Origin of the sequence: Streptomyces viridiviolaceus, assembly GCF_014650995.1 — a bacterium.
Lineage (GTDB): Bacteria > Actinomycetota > Actinomycetes > Streptomycetales > Streptomycetaceae > Streptomyces > Streptomyces viridiviolaceus.
This window is the reverse complement of the sequence record NZ_BMWA01000022.1, coordinates 1-20,375: the sequence shown is the minus strand read 5'-3', so window position 1 is coordinate 20,375 and position 20,375 is coordinate 1. Positions and strand designations below refer to the sequence as shown.

Below are 20,375 nucleotides of genomic sequence, written 5' to 3'. Positions count from 1 at the left end.
GTGTCCCTTCCGCCCCCACGTCACCGTGGGGGGCTCGGCGGGGAAGTGACGGGTCGGTCCGCCCCGGAGCGTCACCGCCGTACGGTCTCCGACTCCTCCGGCACGTGCCCGGCGACCACCCGTTCCCCGCCGGTCCGCGGCGGGGAACGGGGGACGGGTCGGGGCGGCCCCCCGCAGGATCGCCGCCCCGGAGCGTCACCGCCGTACGGTCTCCGACTCCTCCGGCACGTGCCCGGCGACCACCCGTTCCCGGCCGGTCCGCGGCGGGACGGCGCGGCGGTCGACCGCGTACGCCGCCCCGGCCACCGCCAGGCCGAGCACCGCCAGGGCCGCGCCGGCCAGGGCGGGGGACGTGGCGCCGAAGCCCGCGGCCAGGGCGAGGCCGCCGATCCAGGCGCCGCCGGCGTTGGCGAGGTTGAAGGCGGCCTGGTTGGCCGAGGAGGCCAGTGAGGGGGCCGTCGACGCCTTCTCCATGACCATCAGCTGGAGCGGGGAGCCGGTCACGAAGGCGGCCGTGCCCAGCAAAGCCACCGCGACGGCCGCGCTGACCTCCGTGCGCATCAGGAGCGGGAAGAGGGCGAGCACGAGGACCAGCGACATCAGGCCGCCGAAGAGGGTGCCGCGCAGGGAGTGGTCGGCCATGCGGCCGCCCAGCAGGTTGCCGGCGGTGGCGCCGACGCCGAACAGCGCCAGCAGCAGCGTCACGCTGGAGTCGGCGTACCCGGCGGCGTCCGTGAGCATCGGGGTGATGTAGCTGTAGGCGGCGAAGAGCGCCCCGAAGCCCGCGACGGTCGTGCCGAGGGCCAGCCAGACGGGGAGGGAGCGCAGGGCCGCGAGTTCGCCGCGCAGGCCCGTGGCGGGGGCGGGGGCGTGGTCGCGCGGGATGAGGAGCGCGAGCGCCGCTATCGCCGCCACGCCGATGGCGCTCACGCCGAGGAACGTGGCCCGCCAGCCCAGCTGCTGGCCCATGGCCGTGGCCACCGGCACGCCCGCGATGTTGGCGACCGTGAGGCCCAGGAACATCAGGGAGACGGAGCGTGCCTTGCGTTCCGGCGCCACCATGCCGGTGGCCACCACGGCGCCGACGCCGAAGAAGGCGCCGTGCGGGAGGCCGCTGAGCAGCCGGGCGGCCAGCAGGTAGTGGTAGTCGGGGGCGAGGGCCGACAGGGCGTTGCCCGCGACGAAGAGGGCCATGAGGCCGATCAGGACGGTGCGGCGGGGCATCCGCGCGGTCACCGCGGCGAGCAGCGGGGCGCCGACGACGACGCCCAGGGCGTACGCCGAGACCAGGTGGCCGGCGGTGGGGATCGAGATGTTCAGGTCGTCCGCGACATCGGGCAGCAGGCCCATCATCACGAACTCGGTCGTGCCGATGCCGAAGGCGCCCACGGCGAGGGCGAGCAGGGCCAGGGGCATGAAGGGTCGTCGCCTTTCGAGAGCGGATGTGCGTACTGGACGTTCGTATGTTCCAGTACGGAACAAAGCCTCTCAGGGCGAGTATTCCGCGAGGTGACGGACGGGTTTCGGCGAGGGGGTCACAGGAGGCGCATAAGGGGCCGACCTGGGACTTTCGGCAGACCGTCAGGAAGCGGATGTGTCGACCTTCACACGCGCCGCGATCGGCAGATGGTCGCTGCCCGTCTCCGGCAGGGTCCAGCTGGTCTCCGGTTCGACGCCGGTCACCAGGATCTGGTCGATCCGGGCCATGGGGAAGGAGGCGGGCCAGCTGAAGCCGAAGCCGTCGCCCACGGCGCCCTGCGTGGAACGCATCTGTGAGGTGATCGCCTTCAGCGCGCGGTCGTTCATGGTGCCGTTGAGGTCGCCGAGCAGGATCTTGCGGGGCAGCCGCTCGTCGGCGATGGCCTCGCCGAGGGCGTCGGCGCTCTTGTCCCGCTGCCGGGCCGTGAACCCGGCCTCCAGCTTCACACGGACCGACGGAAGGTGGGCGACGTAGACGGCGACCGGCCCGCTGTCGGTGGCGACGGTGGCGCGCATCGCGCGCTTCCAGCCCAGCCGGATGTCGACGGCCCGAACGTCGCTCATCGGGTACTTGCTCCACAGCCCGACGGTCCCGACGACCGCGTGATGCCGGTAGGTGGACGCCAGCGCCTTCTCGTACGTCGGGACCGCGGACGCCTTCAGCTCCTCCAGCGCCACCACGTCCGCGCCGGACGCGGCCACGGCACGGGCGGTGCCGGCGGGATCGGCGTTGTCGGCGTTGACGTTGTGCGTGGCCACCGTCAGGTCGCCGCCCGCGCCGGTCTTGTCGGTCAGCAGCCCGCCGAACAGGTTGAACCACACGGTCGCCGGGAGCAGGACCGCGATCAGCGCCGTCGCCGACCTGCGGACGAGGGCGATCACCAGCAGGACGGGGATCAGCAGGCCGAACCACGGCAGGAAGGTCTCCGTGAGGCTGCCGAGGTTGCCGATCCGGTTCGGGATCCGCGCGTGACCCGCCATGACCACGGCCAGGACGACGGCCACCGCCGCGGTGACCAGGCCCCGGCGCCAGACCCGGCGGTCGCCGCGCCAGCCGGCGGTCAGCCTTTCGCGCAGGCGCCGAAGCCGGGATTCCCGGCGCTCGGGCCCCGAGCCGCCGCTGTCCGTCTCCGTCATGTACGCCTGCTGCGCCATACCGTCGCCTCACTGCCTGCCGTGCACACCGTCACCCCGTGCATCAGCACCCTAGGGGATGATCGGTTCCTCTCCCGCCGTCTTGCGACGGCCGTACGGGCACGAGGACGTACGAGTCGGCGCGCGGAGTTCCGGTCAGGGGTGGAACAGGTGGGGTCTGTGACACAACGCGCACATTCGCCGGACCGGTCGCCGGGGGTCCCCTAGCCGTCGGAAGGCACGAGGTGCCACCATGGAGGGGATCCGGGGACGCCGTCAGGGCGCCTCGAGATGACATGAAGGAGCCGTTGCCATGACGCAGCTTTCGGCTGCCCAGACGCCTCAGCACCAGCCCGCCGACGGCGGCAGGGCGCTCTACGGGGGCAAGAGCACCCGCCGCATCACCGTCCGGGACATCACCGCCGCCAAGGAGCGCGGTGAGAAGTGGCCCATGCTCACCGCGTACGACGCGATGACCGCGTCCGTGTTCGACGAGGCCGGGATCCCGGTCATGCTCGTCGGCGACTCCGCGGGCAACTGCCACCTCGGGTACGACACGACCGTACCGGTCACGCTGGACGAGATGACCATGCTCTCGGCCGCGGTGGTGCGCGGCACGAGCCGCGCGCTCATCGTCGGCGACCTGCCCTTCGGCTCCTACCAGGAGGGTCCCGTGCAGGCGTTGCGGTCGGCGACCCGGCTGGTGAAGGAGGCCGGTGTCGGGGCCGTGAAGCTGGAGGGCGGCGAGCGCTCGCACCGGCAGATCGAGCTGCTGGTGGAGTCCGGCATCCCCGTGATGGCGCACATCGGTCTGACCCCGCAGTCCGTCAACGCCATGGGCTACCGCGTGCAGGGTCGCGGTGAGGAGGCGGCCCAGCAGCTGCTGCGGGACGCCAAGGCCGTGCAGGACGCGGGCGCCTTCGCGGTCGTCCTGGAGCTGGTGCCGGCGGAGCTGGCCGCCGAGGTGACGCGGACGCTGCAGATCCCGACGGTCGGCATCGGGGCCGGGCCCGACACCGACGCCCAGGTGCTGGTGTGGACCGACATGCTCGGGCTGACCGGCGGCCGGGTGCCGAAATTCGTGAAGAAGTACGCCGACCTGCGTCAGGTCATCGGCGACGCGGCGAAGGCGTTCGCCGACGACGTCGTCGGCGGAACGTTCCCGCAGGAGGAGCACTCCGTCCACTGAGCCATCGCGGTACGACGCCGGCCCCGCCGATCTTCCCCCGTCGGCGGGGCCGGCGCTGCCTCTGCACCTGAACACGGTGCCGCTCTCACGGGCCCGGCCGCTCGCCGTCGCGGCTCCCCGACCGGCGAGGGCGGTGCTCGTCGGGAAGTCGTCGGTGCTGTCGGCGGGCTGTCGGTGGTTTGTCGGCGGGCGCTGACACCGTGGTGGTCATGACGCGAATCGACACCCACCCCGAGGCCGCGAACAGCGCGGTCACCGTACGGGGGCTGGTCAAGCACTACGGCGAGACCAAGGCACTGGACGGCGTCGACCTGGACGTGTCCGAGGGCACCGTGATGGGTGTGCTCGGGCCGAACGGCGCCGGCAAGACCACCCTCGTGCGCATCCTGTCCACGCTCATCACGCCCGACGCCGGCCAGGCCCACGTCGCCGGCTACGACGTCGTACGGCAGCCCCGGCAGCTGCGGCGGGTGATCGGGCTCACCGGGCAGTACGCCTCCGTGGACGAGAAGCTACCCGGCTGGGAGAACCTGTACCTGATCGGCCGGCTGCTGGACCTGTCCCGCAAGGACGCACGCGCGCGTGCCGACGAGCTGCTGGAGCGGTTCTCGCTCACCGAGGCCGCCAAGCGCCCCGCCGCCACCTACTCCGGCGGTATGCGACGGCGGCTCGACCTGGCCGCCTCGATGATCGGCCGCCCGGCCGTCCTCTACCTGGACGAGCCCACCACCGGCCTGGACCCGCGTACCCGCAACGAGGTGTGGGACGAGGTCAAGCGCATGGTCGGCGACGGCGTCACCGTGCTGCTCACCACGCAGTACATGGAGGAGGCAGAGCAGCTCGCCTCCGAGCTGACCGTCGTCGACCGCGGCAAGGTCATCGCCAAGGGCGGCATCGAGGAGCTGAAGGCGAAGGTCGGTGGCCGCACCCTGCGGGTCCGCCCGGCCGACCCGCTGCACCTGCGTCCGCTCGCCGCCCACCTGGACGAGCTGGGCATCACCGGGCTCGCCTCCTCCACCGTGGACGCCGAACGCGGTGCCGTCCTGGTCCCGATCCTCAGTGACGAGCAGCTGACCGCCGTGGTCGGCGCGGTCACCGCGCGCGGCATCACGCTCGCCTCCGTCACCACCGAACTGCCCAGCCTGGACGAGGTCTTCCTGTCCCTCACCGGCCACCGCGCCAGTGCCCCGCAGGACGCCGAGCCCGCCGACGCCCGCCAGGAGGTCGCCGTATGAGCGCCCGTCCCTCGTCCACCGCCACCCTGAGCGAGCCGCTTCGCGCCGCCCCTTCCCCCACCACCGTGACCGCCGACGCCCGTATCCCGTTGCGCGGGCACCTGTGGCACACCAGCGCGCTGGTGCGCCGGAACCTGCTGTGGATCCGGCAGGACCCCGAGTCGATGTTCGACGCCCTGCTCTTCCCGATCGTCTTCACCCTGCTGTTCGTGTACGTCTTCGGCGGCTCCATCGGGCAGTCGCTCGGCGGCGGCCAGCAGCAGTACGTGCAGTACGTCGTGCCCGGCCTGATGGCCATGATGGGCATGAACATGGCCCAGGGCGTCGGCACCGGCTTCAACCAGGACTTCAACTCCGGTGTCATGGACCGCTTCCGGTCCCTGCCGATCGGGCGCGGCTCCGTGCTGTTCGCCAAGATCGCGGTGGAGCTGCTGCGGATGCTGTTCGCCACGGCGGTCCTGCTGATCGTCGGCGTCCTGGTGGGCTTCGACATCACCAACTGGGGCGGTCTGCTGGCCTCGGTCGGGCTGTCGGTGCTGTTCGGCTCCGCCCTGATGTGGATCTTCCTCACCCTCGGTGTGACGATGAAGAACGCGCAGTCCGTGCAGGCGATGGGCTTCCTGGTGCTGATGCCGCTCCAGTTCGGCTCGTCGATCTTCGCACCGCCCGGTTCCATGCCGGGCTGGCTGCAGGCGTTCACCGACTACAACCCGCTGTCGAACCTCGCCGACGCCGCGCGCGGCCTGATGGTGGGCGGTCCGGTCGCGCACGACCTGTGGCTGACGCTCGGCTGGTCCGTGGCCCTGACGGCGGTCATGGCGCCGGTCGCCATCCACAAGTTCCGGACGAAGAGCTGACCGGCCGACGGCACGGCTCAGACCAGGGCGGCGGCCTCCTGCGGGGAGAGGCCGCCGCCCTCGGCGTACGCGGCCCCGTACGCCTCGGCGCCCAGCGCGTCCCGGGTGCGTTCGACGGCACGGGCCCACCCGTGCCGTTCCAGGCCCGTCGTGACATGGCCGGGCGGCAGCATCGCGGCGGCGGCGCCGATGCACCGGGCGGCGTCCCGGGCCCGGCGTCCGCCGTCGACGCGGGCCAGCGACATCGCGGCGATCACCAGGTAGGCGGAGCGCATGTGCGGCGCGACGGCCGTGGCCAACGGGTCCTCGGCCCGCGCCAGCGCCCGCCTGACCTTGTCCAGGGCGTCGTCGTAGTGCTCTTCCAGCGCGCTGAGCCAGGACTCCGCCGCGAGGATGAAGGCGTCGAAGACCACGAAGTGCGCGATGGTGAACTGCTCCCGCAGCAGCCGCAGTTGCTCGCGCGCCTCGGCGATGCGGTCGGTCATGCCGAGCCATCCGGCGAGGAACAGCCGGGCGGCGGGCATGGCCCCGTTGTGCACGCCGCCCTCCGACCGGTCGATCACCTCGCGCAGGATGCGCTCCCCCCGCTCGGTCTGTCCGGCCTCCAGCAGCGCGCTGCCGAGCCGGGCGCCGAGCACGTCCACCTGACCGTGCGCGCCGAGCCGCTCGGCGTGCTCGGCGGCGGCCTCGTAGTCGGCGGCGGCGAGCAGGTAGTCGCCCTTGCGTTCGCGGGCCTCGGCGCGGGCGGACAGCGCCTCGGCGGTGCCCCAGATGTCGCCGAGCCGCCGGTAGATCTCCAGCGACTCGTCGGCGTCGCGGGCGGCGTCGCCCGCCCAGTCGGTGCGGTTGGCGAGGAGGTTGGCGCGCATCTGCAGGCTTCCGGCCAGGTCCCACTCGAAGCCCGGGGTCTCGCGGCAGGTCCGCACGGAGGCGTCCATGATCGTGCGCAGCCGCTCCATGTCGCCGGTGAGCATCACCGCGAAGAACCAGAGCATGCCGGGGCTGCGGCAGGTCTGCGGCATCCCGGGTTCGTAGGTGCGCGCGATGATCCGCAGCTTCCGCTGGGCCTGCGGGTTCTGCCAGGCGTCCAGCTCGGTGTCCATGCAGGCGAGGTGGGCCAGGTGCACGCCGCGCCGGGCCTCGGCGAGGATCTCGCCGGTCATCGGAGGAGGTGCCTCCGTGCACCGCTGCCACACCGGGGCGGCCGGCCGGACCGGCTCGTCGAACGGGTCCGGGCCGAGGGCCATCGCCTCCTTGCACCAGCCGCGGGCCTCGATGCGCAGGTCACGCAGCTGCCAGTACCAGGCCAGCGACAGCACCAGGCACAGCGCCTCCTGCTCGTCGCGCTCGGCGACGGCGTGCCGCAGGGCGGTGCGCAGGTTCTCGTACTCCCGCTCCAGCCGCTCGACGGCGGCGAGCTGGCCGGAGCCGCGCAGCAACGGGTCCGTGGTGCGGGCGAGTTCGCGGTAGTACGTCAGATGGGCGCGCTCGGCCTCGGCCCGCCCGCCGGCCTCGTCGAGCCGCTCGCCCGCGTACTCGGCGACGGTCTCCAGGAGCCGGTAGCGCATCTCCCCGTCGCCCGACGGAGCGGCCACCACCAGGGACTTGTCGACGAGTGACCCGAGCGCCTCCAGGGCGGCGGGCCCGCACACGGCCTCGGCGGCGGCGAGGTCGCAGCCGCCCGCGAACACCGAGAGCCGGCACAGCACGTCCCGCTCGTCGGCGTCCAGCAGGTCCCAGGACCAGTCGACGACCGCGCGGAGCGTCTGCTGCCGGGGCAGGACGGTGCGGCTGCCGGAGGTGAGCAGGCGGAAACGGTCGTCGAGCCGGTCGGCGATCTGACGCGGGGTCAGCATGCGCAGCCGGGCGGCGGCCAGTTCGATGGCGAGCGGCAGGCCGTCGAGGCGGCGGCAGATCTCGGCGCACGCCGCCGCGGTCTCCTCGTCGGCCTCGATGCGGAAGCCGGGGCGGGCCGCGGCGCCCCGGTCGGCGAGGAGCCGGAGTGCGGCCGGCTCGGGCAGCGGCTCGACCGGACGCAGCAGCTCCCCCGGGACGCCGAGGGGTTCGCGGCTGGTGGCGAGGACGGTCAGCCCCGGACAGTGGGCGAGCAGCTCCTCGGCGAGGCGGGCCGCCGCGTCGACGACGTGCTCGCAGTTGTCGAGGACGATCAGCATGCGGCGCCTGCCGCAGTGCTCGACGAGGCGCTCGACGGCCGTGCTGTTGCGGTCGGCGACGGCGCGCATCTCCTCGGCGCCGGCGCCGTACAGCACGGTCTCGCGGGCGCCGACGGCGGTGAGCACGGCCTCTGGTACCGCCTCCGGGTCGTCGACCGGGGCGAGCTCGGCCAGCCAGACGCCGTCGCGGACGGCGTCCCCGGCGGCCTCGGCGGTCTCCAGCGACAGCCGGGTCTTGCCGGCGCCTCCGGGCCCGAGCAGGGTGACGAGCCGTGCGGTCGCCAGGTCGGCGCGGAGCGCCTCGACGTCGGCGTCCCGGCCGACGAAGGAGGTGAGGCGGGCGCGCAGGTTGCCGCGGGGGCGGGCGCCGGGGGCATCGCCCGGGGCCGGGGCGGCGGGCGCGGCGACCGGTTCCGTCCGCAGCAGTCCGGCGTGCAGCGCCCGCAGTTCGGGTCCCGGGTCGGTGCCGAGCCGGTCCGCGAGCAGCCGTCGCACGTCGTCGTAGGCGGCCAGCGCCTCGGCCGTGCGGCCGGTGTCGCGCAGGGCGCGCAGCCGCAGCGCCTGGAGGGGTTCGTCCAGCGGGTGGCCGTCGCACAGGGCGGTCAGCTCGGGCAGGGACTGCTCGGCGTGGCCGAGGTCGAGGGCGGCGGTGTGGCGGGCGCGCAGCGCATCCAGGTGCCGGGTCTCCCAGCGGGCCGCCTCGGCGGTGCGGTCGGGCAGGTCGGAGAGCGCGGGGTCGCGCCACAGGGTGAGCGCGTCGTCGAGGACGACGGCCGCCTTGGCGGGGTCGCCGTCGGCGAGGGCGCGGGTGCCCTCGCCGGCCAGCCGGTCGAAGCGGTGCAGGTCGATGTCGTCGGGGACGGCGGTGAGCCGGTAGCCGCCGTCCTCGGAGGCGACCGCGTCCGCGCCGAGCGCCCGGCGCAGCCGGCCGACGAGCGCCTGCAGGGCACCCGGCGCGTCGGCGGGCGGGTCGCCGCCCCACACCTCCTCCACCAGCAGGCCCGCCGGCACGGTGCGGCCGGTTCGGAGGGCAAGCACGGTCAGCAGGGCGCGCAGCCGCGCCCCGCCGACCGGGACGACGGTGCCGTCGGGACGGAGTGCCTGGGTGGTGCCGAGGATGCGATAGCGCACGCGGACCATTGTCCCTGGCGGCGCCCCGCTCCCGCCCCTGGGTTTACGCCCGCATGAACCGCGTCGCCGGGGGCGTGGGCACCGTCCGGGGGCCTGGAGGCGCCGGCGGCGGGCCGGGAGGGTACCGGCGCGCGGCGCGGTGACGGCACCGTGGCCAGGAACCCGCACCGGCCGCATGACGTTCCCCCCACAGCACCGGTACGGTCGGACCCCTTCCCGTCGAGAGCATCGCGAGCCCAGGAGCCCTCCCATGACCACCGCCACCATCCGCCCCGGCGACCGGCGGATCAGTCCCGTCTTCGTCGGGATCCTGGCCGTCACGGCGGTCACCGGCTGGGCCACCTGGACCGGGTTCGCCGAACAGCCCGGTCTGGCCGTGTTCCTGTTCGTGACGGCGGCCTGGGTCGTGTCCCTGTGCCTGCACGAGTACGCGCACGCGCGCACCGCCCTGCACAGCGGCGACATCTCGGTCGGCGCGAAGGGCTACCTCACGCTGAACCCGGCGAAGTACACGCACGTCCTGCTGAGCATCGTGCTCCCCGTGATCTTCGTGATCATGGGCGGCATCGGTCTGCCGGGCGGTGCCGTCTTCATCGAGCGCGGCCGCATCCGCGGGCGCTGGCGGCACAGTCTGATCTCCGCGGCGGGTCCGCTGACGAACGTGCTGTTCGCCGCGGTGTGCACGGCCCCGTTCTGGCTGGACGCGCTGGACGGCGTGCCGCGCGACTTCCGGTTCGCGCTGGCCTTCCTGGCCCTGCTCCAGGTCACGGCCGCGATCCTGAACTTCCTGCCGGTGCCGGGCCTGGACGGCTACGGGGTGATCGAGCCCTGGCTGTCGTACAACGTCCGGCGGCAGCTGGAGCCGCTCGCGCCCTTCGGGCTGCTGATCGTGTTCGCGCTGCTGTGGATCCCGTCGCTGAACGCCGTGTTCTTCGACGTGATCGACACGATCCTGCGCGCCCTGGGGATCAGCGACTTCGACTCGTACTGCGGCTTCGAGCTGTTCCGCTTCTGGCAGACGGCCGAGATCTGCTCGGTCAGCCCGTGACGGACTCGCGCCGCACGGCCCGCCCGCGCTTGACGTAGTACCAGCACATGTTGGACGACAGCCCCGCCAGCAGCACCCACACGACGCCGATCAGGACGGTTCCCTCCACGAAGGAGACGACGGCGGCGACCACGGCGAGGGCGCAGACGATCAGGGCGTAGAGGGCGAGACGGGGCATGGAAGGGGCTCCTGTCGGGGGACACGTGCGGGCACTGCTTGTGCCCACCAGTGTCCCCCATCGCCTCATACGTCCGTCACGCGGAGCCCGGCGTGTGCCTTGTAGCGGCGGTTGACGGAGATCAGGTTGGCGACCAGCGACTCCACCTGGTGGGCGTTGCGCAGCCGTCCCGCGAAGACCCCGCGCATGCCGGGGATGCGTCCGGCGAGGGCCTGCACGATCTCCACGTCGGCCCGCTCCTCGCCCAGCACCATCACATCGGTGTCGATCTCCTCGATCGCCGGGTCCTGCAGCAGGACCGCCGACAGGTGGTGGAAGGCGGCGGTGACCCGGCTGTCCGGCAGCAGGGCGGCGGCCTGCTCGGCGGCGCTGCCCTCCTCCGGCTTCAGCGCGTAGGCGCCCTTCTTGTCGAAGCCGAGGGGGTTCACGCAGTCCACGACGAGCTTGCCGGCCAGCTCCTCGCGCAGCGATTCCAGTGTCTTGCCGTGTCCCTCCCAGGGCACGGCGACGATCACGACGTCGCTGCGGCGGGCGGTCTCGGCGTTGTCGGCGCCCTCGACGCCGTGCCCGAGCTCCTCGGCGGCGGCCTGCGCGCGCTCCGTGGCCCGGGAGCCGACGATCACCTTCTGGCCGGCCCTGGCGAGGCGGTAGGCCAGTCCCTTGCCCTGGGGGCCGGTGCCGCCGAGCACGCCGACGACGAGTCCGGAGACGTCGGGCAGGTCCCAGGGGTCCTTGGCGGGGGCCTTCGCGGACTGCTGTGCACTGTCGCTAGTGGTCATGGGCCGACCCTACGTCCGCCCCGGCCGCCCCACCGGTCCGGGTGCGCCCCGCCGGCCCGGCCGCGCGCCGCGAGGCGGTCGCCGTCGGCTCCGCCGGGAGGCTGGCGAGCGCGATGCCTGCCTCGACGACCGGCGCCCTGCACGCCGAGGAGGCCCCGGGCGCCGTCCACGACGGCTGCGGCCCGCACTCCTGGGGCGACCTCGCCGACGGCCGGTCGGCCACCTGGGCGGACAGCCACCGCTTCACCGGCCGGGACGCCTGCGGCGCCTTCGCCGGGTCGGGCGAATCCGGGGCGAAATCCGGGCCGGACGGCGCGGGTTGCGGCAGGATGCGTGCGCATGGACGCCGTACGGGTCGCGCTGCTGCGGGAAGTGCTCGCCGGGACCGAGTGGCTGGGGGCCACCCGGAGGTTCGCGGGGACGCTGCGGGGATCGGTGGTCTCGCACGGGGGCGGGCTGCTGCTGGTGGGCACCGCCGGCCACGAGCCGTGGCACCTGGCGGCGCACCTGGTGGACGAGGCCGCCTGGTCGGGGACCCCGGAGCTGGCCCCCACCCTCGTGCGGCACGACGCGCGCCCCTCGGATCCCGCGCATCTGGCGGTGGGGCTGGGCCGGCTCGCGGCGGCCCGGCGCGGGGAGACCCTGCTGGTGGTGACGCCCGACGCTCCCGGCGCGCCGCTCCTGGAGCGGGTGCACGACGCCCGGCGGGCCGGGGCGACGGTGCTGGCGCTGGGTTCCGGTGAACGGGAGCTGACGGCGATGGCGCACGAGACGCTGACCGTGCCGGAGGGCGCCGAGCTGGACCTGGACACGGTGCAGCACCTGGTCAGCGCGGCGGCCGGGGAGAACGCGGTGCCACCCCCACGGAGCCGCCCTCGTGTCCGCTCCTTCCTCTCCCGTCTCGCAGACCACCTGACGGCCCCGCCCCCGCCCCGCTGGTGAGGGAGGGGGCGAGTGGAGGCCGCCGCGCACACCGGTTGCCCCCGGTCGACCACGAGCCCCGTGACCGACGGCTCCGCAGCCCCCTCGGGCCTGCGCACTGCTGCCCGGCCTCTCCACCCGGCAGGCCTCCCGGGTGGTCCGGCGGGCTGCTGTGCGCGGGCGCGGTGGAGCTGCCGGCGCTGTGCCTGCCGAAGCTGATGACGTACGACGTGCGGACCGGCCTGCACGCGGTGCGGCTGCGCGAGAAGCGCGCAGCCGCGGCGCCGACGGCCGTGGCGGGCCGACCGGTCAGTCGTCGTCCCCGCGCGTGGCCGGGGCGTCGTGCCACTTGGGGTCGTTCTCCCATTCGAGGTTGCGCTCGCGGGCGGTCTCCATCGCGTGCTCGGCCTCCGCGCGGGACGCGTACGGCCCGAAGCGGTTCTTGGCCGGGCATTCCGGCCCCTCCTCGACCTTCTTGTGCTCCAGGCAGTAGTACCACTCGCCCGGCTTTCCGACCGTGCGCTTCTTGAACAGGGCCATGACCGGCTCCTTTCGCCAGGGAACATGCTCTCGTATGCCCGCTGGTTAGACTCGCTGGCATGTCTGGCCAGTCGCTGCTCGTACCAGGGGAGCTGTCTCCCACCCGTTCCGTACCCGGAAACATCCGCCGGCCCGAGTACGTCGGCAAGCCCGCGCCCACGCCGTACACCGGACCGGAGGTGCAGACGCCCGAGACCATCGAGGCGATGCGCGTGGCCGGGCGGATCGCGGCGCAGGCGATGGCCGAGGCCGCGAAGCTCATCGCGCCGGGCGTGACCACGGACGAGCTGGACCGGGTGGCGCACGAGTTCATGTGCGACCACGGCGCCTACCCCTCGACGCTCGGCTACCGCGGTTTCCCCAAGTCGCTGTGCAGCTCGGTCAACGAGGTCATCTGCCACGGCATCCCGGACTCCACGGTGCTGCGCGACGGCGACATCGTCAACCTGGACGTGACGGCGTACATCGGCGGCGTGCACGGCGACAACAACGCGACCTACCTGGTCGGCGACGTCGACGAGGAGAGCCGCCTGCTGGTGGAGCGCACCCGCGAGTCGCTGAACCGCGCGATCAAGGCGGTCAAGCCGGGCCGGCAGATCAACATCATCGGCCGGGTCATCGAGTCCTACGCCAAGCGTTTCGGCTACGGCGTGGTCCGCGACTTCACCGGTCACGGCATCAACAGCTCGTTCCACTCCGGCCTGATCATCCCGCACTACGACAGCCCGCACGCGACGACCGTCATCCAGCCCGGGATGACGTTCACGATCGAGCCGATGCTGACGCTCGGCACCCACGAGTACGACATGTGGGACGACGGCTGGACGGTCGTGACGAAGGACCGCAAGCGGACGGCCCAGTTCGAGCACACGCTGGTGGTGACGGACACGGGCGCGGAGATCCTCACGCTGCCCTGACCGCACCGACCGCCGGCCGGCCCGCCCTCTTCGGAGAGCGGGCCGTTTTCGTCCCACCAGGGTACTCTTTTACCGACACTCTGTCGGAAACTTTACCGACGACCCGTCGGGAAAGGCATTGACTTAGGTTAGCCTAACCAAAGAAGATCAGGCTCATGGACTCCTTCTCGACTCTCATCCGCACGGCCTCCCACGAGCAGCACGTCGAAGCGGAGACCTCGACGTTCATGAGCGACCTGCTCGGCGGCCGGCTCGGCGTCGCCGCGTACGCGCGCTACACCGAGCAGCTGTGGTTCGTCTACGAGGCACTGGAGGCCGCTGCCGGGCGGCTGGCGTCGGACCCGGTGGCCGGGCCGTTCATCCGGCCGGAGCTGATGCGCCTGTCCTCGCTGGAGCGGGACCTGGCGCACCTGCGCGGGCCCGGCTGGCGGACGGGGCTGGCCGCACTGCCCGCGACCGAGGAGTACGCGGCACGGGTGCGCGAGTGCGCCGAGCGGTGGCCGGCCGGATACGTGGCGCACCACTACACCCGCTACCTGGGCGACCTGTCCGGCGGCCAGATCATCCGCGACAAGGCGGAGCGGACCTGGGGCTTCGCGAAGAAGGGCGACGGCGTCCGCTTCTACGTCTTCGAGTCGATCCCCAACCCCGCCGCGTTCAAGCGGGAGTACCGGGAGCTGTTGGACGGCATCCGCGCGGACGACCTGGAGAAGCTGCGGGTGGTGGCCGAGTGCAAGCGGGCGTTCGCCCTGAACACGGCGGTCTTCCGGGCGCTCGGCGAGGAGTTCCCGCTCTCCGCGTGAGCCGGCCCCGGGCGGGCGTGGGCCGGCTCAGCGCTCCAGGAACACCCGCCCGCCGATCTCCACCCAGCCCCCCGGCTGCGGTGCCGTGAGGATCTGCGATCCGGCGCCCTGCGTGATGTTCAGGGCCCGGCCGAGCCGGTCCGTGAGCAGCAGCGCGGCCGCGCCCGTCGCCTCGTCCTCGTCGATCCCGTCGTCACGGCCCGGGAACGCACGGGCGCGGATCCGGCCCGCCGCCTCGTCCTGCCAGGCCCAGGCGTAGATCCACTCCCCCGGCGGCGGCACGGCGAGGTCGTCGACCTCGGCCGTGGTGGCGTACCGGCGCAGGGTGCGGGGCGGCGCCCACTCCGCCCGCGCCTCGATCCAGCTGAACTCCCCGTCCAGCCGGGCACCGACCACTCCCGCAGGGGTGACGAGTTCGGGCACGTCGAGCAGCCAGGCGGTGCCGACGCAGGGGTGACCGGCGAACGGCAGCCGCAGGGTGGGCGTGTAGATGTCGACGACGCCGCGCTCGGGGTCGTCGACGAACACCGTCTCGCTGAAGCCGAGTTTGGCGGCGAGGGCCTGCCGGTCGGCCCGCTCGGGCATCACCGAGCCGTCGCGGACGACACCCAGTTCGTTGCCGTAGCCGCCGTTCGGCGCGCAGAAGACCCGCAGCACGTCGTAGTCAGTCACGGTGGCATTCAAACACCGGGGTGGCGGCCTCGTCGTACGGCAGGGTGGACATCACATCGCCGTGGGTCTGCTCCAGTGCCGCGCGTTGCCACCCGTGGTGCGGCTGTGCGGGGCGGGCGACCAGGTGCGCAGCCGCTCCTCGTGCGCCGCGGTGATCTCCTCGGCGGTCCGCCGCCAGTCCGCCTCGTCCGGCAGGCGGGCCAGCTCCACGCAGGCCGGCTCGACGCTCTCCGCCAGGGCCGCGGCCCGGTCGTGGCCGTCGAGGATCAGCCGGCCGTCGAGGAAGGACACCCACCACAGCGGGACGGGGGCGAGGGTGCCCTCGCGCACGTGCTTGCGGTACGCCTTCACGCGCGGTGCGTCGGGGGCGGGGCCTTCCCGTTCCCGGTGGAGGAGGTCGTCCGGATGGGCCGGGCGCCCTGGTCCGGTACGGACCTCGAGGACGAGGACGACGCGGCCGTGGCCGAGGCGATGGCCCGCACGGAGGTGACCGGCTTCGCCGCCCGGCCGTTCTCCGCGCTCAGCGGCGGCGAACGCGCCCGGGTCGCGCCGGCCCGCGTGCTGGCCCAGCGCACCCCGCTGTTGCTGCTCGACGAACCGACCGCCGCCCTGGACCTGCGGCACCAGGAACTGGTGCTTCGGCTGTGCCGGGCACGGGCCGGGGACGCGGTGGTCGTCGTCCTGCACGACCTGGGGCCGGCGGCGGCCTACGCACACCGGGTCACGGCCGACGGTCCGCCGGCCGAGGTCTTCTCCGACCGGCTGCTGTCCGAGGTCTGCGACCGGCCCGTGGAGGTGCTCCCGCATCCCCGCACGGGCGCGGTGCCGGTCACTCCCCGACGCGACATGTGACCTGACACGGCCCGCAGTTCGGGCGTGAGGTCACGGTGTGACGGCGGTACCCCGGCCCCCCGCCCGCGCCGTTCCCCGCCCCGGTAGGGTTCGCCTCCGGGAAGGGGAAGGTGAAGGAACCTGATGAGCAGGGATCGCGGCCCTCGAAGGCCCCGCAGGCTTGACCGGAGCGCACTGATAGCGGCCTCGGTGACCGCTTTGTCGTTGACGGCGAGCGGCTGCGTGGTGGTGCACGGCGAGCGCGTGGTGCTCCCCGCGACCACCCGGGCCGAGGCCGCGGAGGCGCTCCGGCAGTTCACGGCCGCGTACAACGAGGCCGACAAGGCGTACGACGCCTCCCTGGACGCCGACCACACCACCGGCGCCCTCGCCGCCATCGACTCGGCGCGGCTGAAGGCCGGCCGGGCCAACAACCCGGACGGCAATCCGTCGCACACCCCGCTGAAGCTGACGGACGCGAAGTACACGATCCCCGAGAAGGCGGGCTGGCCGCGCTGGTTCCTCGCCGACGCCCGCGGCAACAAGGGCGGCGAGGCGCGCTGGCTGCTGGTGTTCACCCGGGACGGCCTGGAGGACCCCTGGGAGGTTGCCTACCTCACGCTGGTCGCCCCCGACGACGTGCCCGAGTTCAAGACCGACGAGGACGGCTGGGCCGAGGCCGTCCCCGCGAACTCCACCGACCTGGCCGCGGCGCCCGCCGACCTGAGCGAGGACTACGCCACGTACCTCGAGGACGGCGGGAAGACCTTCGCGGACGGCGCCCACACCAGCTCCTGGCGGCAGTTGCGCGAGAAGCGGTCGACCCGGCCGGGACTGGTCACCCAGTACATCGACGAGCCCCTGACGAACGGCGACTACGCTCCGCTGGCGCTGCGCACGAAGGACGGCGGGGCGCTGGTGTTCTTCGCCACGCGCCACTTCGAGAAGCAGACCGCCGCGCGGGGCGCCTCGGTGCCCACCCCGAACAAGGACGTGCTGGCGCTCACGGACGGCGAGATCAAGCAGTCGCTGACGATGGAGTTCGTCTCCAACGAGGTCGCCATGGACCCGGCGGGCCCGGGCCAGGTGTCCGTCCTGGGCCGGATCCAGGGACTGACGTCGGCGAAGGGCGAGTAGGGCGCCGCGTCGGGCGCGCTCAGCTCAGTGACGCAGGGGCCAGGCTGTACCCGCGTGGCCGCTCTCCTCGCCGACGTAGCGGGCGCAGGCGTCGGTGAGGGACTCCAGCAGGGTCAGCGGATCCGGCAGCGGATGCTCGGGACCGCGCACCCAGTGCACCGTCTGGTGCTCGCCGGGCAGCCGGGCGGGCGGTACGAGGACGTAGGAACCGCGGCAGTGCCAGCGCAGGCCCGGATGCTCGTCCATCGTCTCGGGGTGGCAGTCCAGCTCGCACGGCCACCACTCGTCCTCGTCCTCGGGGGTGCCGCGGGTGGCGGTGAAGAACAGCATGCGGCCGTCGTCGCTCTCGGCGACCGGGCCGACCTCGACGCCGGAGTCGAGCAGCCGCCTGAGCGCCTCGGAACCGGCCTCCAGGGGCACGTCCAGGACGTCGTGCACCATGCCGGTCGCGGTGATGAAGTTGGCCTCGGGCTGGTGCCGGGCCCAGCGCTCGATCTGCGCGCGGTCGGTGGTGGACTGCGTCTGCCAGGCGAACGACACCGGGTGCCGGGCCGGGGTGGGGCAGCCGACGCGGTCGCAGGAACACCGGTAGCCGGCCGGGTGCGCGGCGGGCGCCAGCGGCAGTCCCGCGGCGGCGGCGGCGAGCAGCAGGGACTCGCGGCCGCCTTCGTCGGCGGCCTCCTTCGGGCGGCGTCCACGCAGCCACTGGGAGAGTTTGCCCTGCAGGCCGGTCCGGCCGCCGAACTCCGCGCTCATCTATCCCCTCGCCTCGCCGTCGTGCGCAACAGCATGCCCTATGGTCCCACCATTCCGTGCGTCGGGGGCGCGGAGGGACAAACTTCCCTGGTCAGCGCGGGACGAGTCCGTACAGGGCGTAGTCGACGAGGGTGTCGGTGTACTCGTAGGAGAACGGGGCCGTGTGCTGGAGCCAGCGCTGGGCGAGCGGTGAGACGAAGAGCTCCAGGGCGATGCGCGGGTCGATGTCGGGGCGGATGTCGCCGGCCTCCTGCGCGGCGCGCAGCCGGTCGACGTAGAGCTGGAGCGACGGTTCCAGCAGCTTGGTCACGAAGACCCGGCCGAGCTCCTCGTTGACGACGCCCTCGGCGGCCAGGGCGCGGGAGGGTGCCTCGAACCTCGGGTCGCGCAGTTCGTCCACGGTGGCGCGCAGCACGGCCTTGAGGTCGGCGGCGAGGTCGCCGGTGTCCGGGACGGCGTCGGCGTCCTGCCCCGCCGCCTGCGCGGTCCGCTCGCCGAGGTCCATGAACGCCTCCAGCAGGACGTCCGCCTTGGAGGACCACCAGCGGTAGATCGTCTGCTTGCCGACGCCGGCGCGGGCGGCGATGGCCTCGATGGTGGTCTTGGGGTAGCCGACCTCCCCGACGAGCGCGAGGGCGGCGTCGTAGATCGCCCGGCGCGACCGCTCGCTGCGCCGGGTGGCGTCGGGGTGCGGCTTGCCGGGGGCGGCGGATTTCTGTACGGCCATGCGTCGAATTTATCAGTTGACAAGACGGCGCGTCTCGCCGGACAGTGAATGCACGAGACGAACCGTCTCGTACTGCGAAGGGAGAGGACCGTCACCATGACCCGAGGCGGAGCGGGAAACATGCTGGGAGTCGGCGGCACCCGCCGGAACCTCGGCCGCAAGGCGCTGCGCGGCGGCGGCCGCAACGGCCGGATCGGCGGCGGCCAGGACCCCCGGGCCCAGAAGCGGGAGCTGCTGCGCAGGCTCCAGGAGAAGCGGGAGGAGTCGAACGCGACGGAAGGGAGGGGCACGGACGCGGAGGCGTCCTCGTGACCGGTCCCTGCCGGGCGGGTCCTACGGCTGCTCCCCCGCCGGCGGCCAGGGGTCGCCCCAGTCCGCGTCACGGGCGGCCTTGTACAGGTCGCCGTGGCGCTTGGTGACCGTCCGGCGGCGGAGCTGCTCGTCGGCCTCGCACAGGTCGAGCAGGACCTGCCCCTTGCGGATCTGCGGGCGCCGCACCACGCGGGAGGCAGCCGGAGCCACCGGGAAGCGGGCCGCGGCGACATAGCTGAACTTCTCGTCCTCGTAGGCGAGGGAGCCGCCCTTGACCTGGCGGTGCAGGGAGGAACGGCTGACCCGCGCCGAGAAGTGGCACCAGTCCGTGCCGGGGACGATGGGGCAGACGGCGCTGTGCGGGCAGGGCGCGGCCACCTGGAAGCCGGCGGCGATCAGCCGGTCGCGGGCCTCGATGACGCGGGCGTAGCCGTCGGGGGTGCCCGCCTCGACGATCACCACGGCCTGCGCGGCGGTGGCGGCGGCGTCGACGAGGGCGGCGCGGTCGGGGGCGGTCAGCTCGTTGAGGACGTAGGACACGGTGACGAGGTCGGTGTTCTCGACCCTGAGCGCCGATCCGATCCGGGAGCGCTGCCAGCGGGCGTCCCGCAGGGCGGGGTTGGCGGCGGCGATCTCCCGGCCGAGCGCGAGCGCGGGCTCGGCCCAGTCGAGCACGGTCACCGGACGGACGCCGCCCCAGGTGGCCTCCACGGCCCAGGTCGCCGCGCCGGTGCCGCCGCCGACGTCGACGTGCGAGCCGGGCACCCAGTCGGGCACGGCCTCCGCGAACGCCGCCAGGGCCGACCGCACCGCCTCGAAGGTCGCCGGCATCCGGTACGCGGCGTACGCGACGACGTCCGCGCGGTCGCGCAGGATCGGGGCGTCGGTCGGGGTGGCCCCGCGGTAGTTGGCGATCAGCCGCTCCACCGCCTGCGCGGCCTGCCGGGGCGGAAGCCCGTCGACCAGACCGGCGAGGGCGGCGCGCAGGGTGTCGGCGGCGGGGGCTGCGGGGGCGTTCACCCGGCGATTCTACGGCGCACGACGGGTCGCCCGACGCGGGCGCGGGCCCCCCACGCCTGGCCGCAGGCCCTGGCGCGGTCCGCTGGACGGGATGCCGGGGCCTGCGGAGAGCGGACTCTGGTACGGGCCTGCAACGGGCCGGTGCCCACCGTTTCCCGCGCGGCGTCATGCGTCAGCTCGAGGCTGTCGCCGCCCACGAGCGCACCCGCGGGAGCTTTCGCTTCTCGTCACCGGGCTCCGGGTTGTCGGGGTCGTCGTAGAGGTCGTTGGGTCGGCGCCCGCCCGCAGGTGTGTCGTACAGGGGGCCGCGCCCGGCAGTTCGGCACCGAGATGCCGACCGCTCTGCAGCGCGACGGCATCGAGCCGTCCCAGATCGACATCCGTCTCAAGGGCACCGCGACGGCGCGGCAGGCGCGTACGGCGAGAAGGGGACGTGCCGGGGGGTGTCCGCCCGCAGAGGTTGGCGCGTCAACGCCGGGCGAGCCGGTCACCCACCGATTCCGCGCCGTTCCGAGGACGGACACCCCCCGGCACG

The 20,375-nt window shown here is 73.5% G+C and carries 20 protein-coding genes and 2 pseudogenes; 12 read left to right on the top strand and 10 right to left on the bottom strand.

What is annotated here, in order from left to right:
* Positions 1 to 195 precede the first annotated feature (195 nt).
* On the bottom strand, positions 196 to 1,416 hold the full coding sequence (locus IE260_RS28625; protein WP_189877004.1) for an MFS transporter: 1,221 nt from the start codon (positions 1,414 to 1,416) through the stop codon (positions 196 to 198).
* A gap of 165 nt (positions 1,417 to 1,581) precedes the next feature.
* A complete protein-coding gene (locus tag IE260_RS28620) occupies positions 1,582 to 2,634 on the bottom strand; it encodes an endonuclease/exonuclease/phosphatase family protein (RefSeq protein ID WP_189877002.1) in 1,053 nt (350 codons plus the stop codon).
* Positions 2,635 to 2,926: 292 nt separating this feature from the next.
* On the opposite strand from IE260_RS28620, the gene panB reads away from it, so the two are divergent.
* From panB to IE260_RS28605, 3 genes are all read left to right on the top strand, one after another.
* On the top strand, positions 2,927 to 3,802 hold the full coding sequence (panB, locus tag IE260_RS28615; protein ID WP_189877000.1) for a 3-methyl-2-oxobutanoate hydroxymethyltransferase: 876 nt from the start codon (positions 2,927 to 2,929) through the stop codon (positions 3,800 to 3,802).
* Between the two features lie 209 nt (positions 3,803 to 4,011).
* Complete coding sequence (locus IE260_RS28610; RefSeq protein WP_189876998.1) at positions 4,012 to 5,037, top strand: ATP-binding cassette domain-containing protein; 1,026 nt, start codon at positions 4,012 to 4,014, stop codon at positions 5,035 to 5,037.
* Positions 5,034 to 5,894 (top strand): ABC transporter permease, encoded by an 861-nt coding sequence (locus IE260_RS28605; RefSeq protein WP_189876996.1) that lies wholly within the window; start codon positions 5,034 to 5,036, stop codon positions 5,892 to 5,894. Before IE260_RS28610 ends, IE260_RS28605 begins: the two co-directional genes overlap by 4 nt.
* A gap of 17 nt (positions 5,895 to 5,911) precedes the next feature.
* On the opposite strand, the gene IE260_RS28600 is transcribed toward IE260_RS28605, so the two are convergent.
* Positions 5,912 to 9,208 carry an AfsR/SARP family transcriptional regulator gene (locus IE260_RS28600; RefSeq protein ID WP_189876994.1) on the bottom strand — a complete coding sequence of 1,099 codons (3,297 nt, stop codon included), beginning with the start codon at positions 9,206 to 9,208 and terminating at the stop codon, positions 5,912 to 5,914.
* 241 nt (positions 9,209 to 9,449) lie between these two features.
* Between IE260_RS28600 and IE260_RS28595 the strand changes: the two genes are divergently transcribed.
* Positions 9,450 to 10,247, top strand: coding sequence for a site-2 protease family protein (locus tag IE260_RS28595; protein WP_189876992.1), 798 nt, complete (start codon positions 9,450 to 9,452; stop codon positions 10,245 to 10,247).
* On the opposite strand, the gene IE260_RS28590 is transcribed toward IE260_RS28595, so the two are convergent.
* The gene (locus tag IE260_RS28590) at positions 10,237 to 10,425 is read right to left on the bottom strand and encodes a hypothetical protein (protein ID WP_189876990.1); all 189 of its coding nucleotides are present in this window, start codon (positions 10,423 to 10,425) and stop codon (positions 10,237 to 10,239) included. The genes IE260_RS28595 and IE260_RS28590 overlap by 11 nt on opposite strands.
* A gap of 65 nt (positions 10,426 to 10,490) precedes the next feature.
* Positions 10,491 to 11,204: an NADPH-dependent F420 reductase gene (npdG, locus tag IE260_RS28585; protein ID WP_189876988.1), complete on the bottom strand. Its 714-nt coding sequence runs from the start codon at positions 11,202 to 11,204 to the stop codon at positions 10,491 to 10,493.
* A 339-nt stretch (positions 11,205 to 11,543) separates the two neighbouring features.
* Here npdG and IE260_RS28580 point away from each other — a divergent pair, with 339 nt between their 5' ends.
* Positions 11,544 to 12,146 carry a hypothetical protein gene (locus tag IE260_RS28580; RefSeq protein ID WP_189876986.1) on the top strand — a complete coding sequence of 201 codons (603 nt, stop codon included), beginning with the start codon at positions 11,544 to 11,546 and terminating at the stop codon, positions 12,144 to 12,146.
* A 134-nt stretch (positions 12,147 to 12,280) separates the two neighbouring features.
* Positions 12,281 to 12,415 (top strand): annotated as a pseudogene (locus tag IE260_RS42025) (MFS transporter); the annotation flags it as partial.
* Positions 12,416 to 12,434: 19 nt separating this feature from the next.
* On the opposite strand, the gene IE260_RS28575 reads toward IE260_RS42025, so the two are convergent.
* Positions 12,435 to 12,665 carry a hypothetical protein gene (locus IE260_RS28575; RefSeq protein WP_189876984.1) on the bottom strand — a complete coding sequence of 77 codons (231 nt, stop codon included), beginning with the start codon at positions 12,663 to 12,665 and terminating at the stop codon, positions 12,435 to 12,437.
* 59 nt (positions 12,666 to 12,724) lie between these two features.
* On the opposite strand from IE260_RS28575, the gene map reads away from it, so the two are divergent.
* The gene (gene map / locus IE260_RS28570) at positions 12,725 to 13,582 is read left to right on the top strand and encodes a type I methionyl aminopeptidase (protein ID WP_189876982.1); all 858 of its coding nucleotides are present in this window, start codon (positions 12,725 to 12,727) and stop codon (positions 13,580 to 13,582) included.
* Between the two features lie 155 nt (positions 13,583 to 13,737).
* A complete protein-coding gene (locus IE260_RS28565) occupies positions 13,738 to 14,385 on the top strand; it encodes a biliverdin-producing heme oxygenase (RefSeq protein ID WP_189876980.1) in 648 nt (215 codons plus the stop codon).
* Between the two features lie 27 nt (positions 14,386 to 14,412).
* On the opposite strand, the gene IE260_RS28560 is transcribed toward IE260_RS28565, so the two are convergent.
* Positions 14,413 to 15,057, bottom strand: a complete 645-nt coding sequence (locus IE260_RS28560) for a PhzF family phenazine biosynthesis protein (protein WP_189876978.1) — start codon at positions 15,055 to 15,057, stop codon at positions 14,413 to 14,415.
* Between the two features lie 75 nt (positions 15,058 to 15,132).
* Between IE260_RS28560 and IE260_RS28555 the strand changes: the two genes are divergently transcribed.
* The 3 genes and pseudogenes from IE260_RS28555 to IE260_RS28545 all read left to right on the top strand — a co-directional run bounded on the left by IE260_RS28555 (position 15,133) and on the right by IE260_RS28545 (position 17,025).
* Positions 15,133 to 15,909 carry an ATP-binding cassette domain-containing protein gene (locus IE260_RS28555; protein ID WP_229881395.1) on the top strand — a complete coding sequence of 259 codons (777 nt, stop codon included), beginning with the start codon at positions 15,133 to 15,135 and terminating at the stop codon, positions 15,907 to 15,909.
* Between the two features lie 56 nt (positions 15,910 to 15,965).
* Positions 15,966 to 16,073, top strand: a pseudogene (locus tag IE260_RS28550) (iron transporter); the annotation flags it as partial.
* A complete protein-coding gene (locus tag IE260_RS28545) occupies positions 16,033 to 17,025 on the top strand; it encodes an SCO2278 family lipoprotein (RefSeq protein WP_189876976.1) in 993 nt (330 codons plus the stop codon). The pseudogene IE260_RS28550 and the gene IE260_RS28545, both read left to right, overlap by 41 nt.
* A gap of 24 nt (positions 17,026 to 17,049) precedes the next feature.
* Here the strand turns inward: IE260_RS28545 and IE260_RS28540 are convergent, their stop codons facing one another.
* Both IE260_RS28540 and IE260_RS28535 read right to left on the bottom strand, forming a co-directional pair.
* A complete protein-coding gene (locus tag IE260_RS28540; RefSeq protein WP_189876974.1) occupies positions 17,050 to 17,781 on the bottom strand; it encodes a bifunctional DNA primase/polymerase in 732 nt (243 codons plus the stop codon).
* 91 nt (positions 17,782 to 17,872) lie between these two features.
* Positions 17,873 to 18,508 (bottom strand): TetR/AcrR family transcriptional regulator, encoded by a 636-nt coding sequence (locus tag IE260_RS28535; protein ID WP_189876972.1) that lies wholly within the window; start codon positions 18,506 to 18,508, stop codon positions 17,873 to 17,875.
* A 96-nt stretch (positions 18,509 to 18,604) separates the two neighbouring features.
* Here IE260_RS28535 and IE260_RS28530 point away from each other — a divergent pair, with 96 nt between their 5' ends.
* Positions 18,605 to 18,820, top strand: a complete 216-nt coding sequence (locus IE260_RS28530; protein ID WP_189876970.1) for a DUF6243 family protein — start codon at positions 18,605 to 18,607, stop codon at positions 18,818 to 18,820.
* A gap of 21 nt (positions 18,821 to 18,841) precedes the next feature.
* On the opposite strand, the gene IE260_RS28525 is transcribed toward IE260_RS28530, so the two are convergent.
* Positions 18,842 to 19,840, bottom strand: a complete 999-nt coding sequence (locus IE260_RS28525; RefSeq protein WP_189876968.1) for a small ribosomal subunit Rsm22 family protein — start codon at positions 19,838 to 19,840, stop codon at positions 18,842 to 18,844.
* Positions 19,841 to 20,375 lie beyond the last annotated feature (535 nt).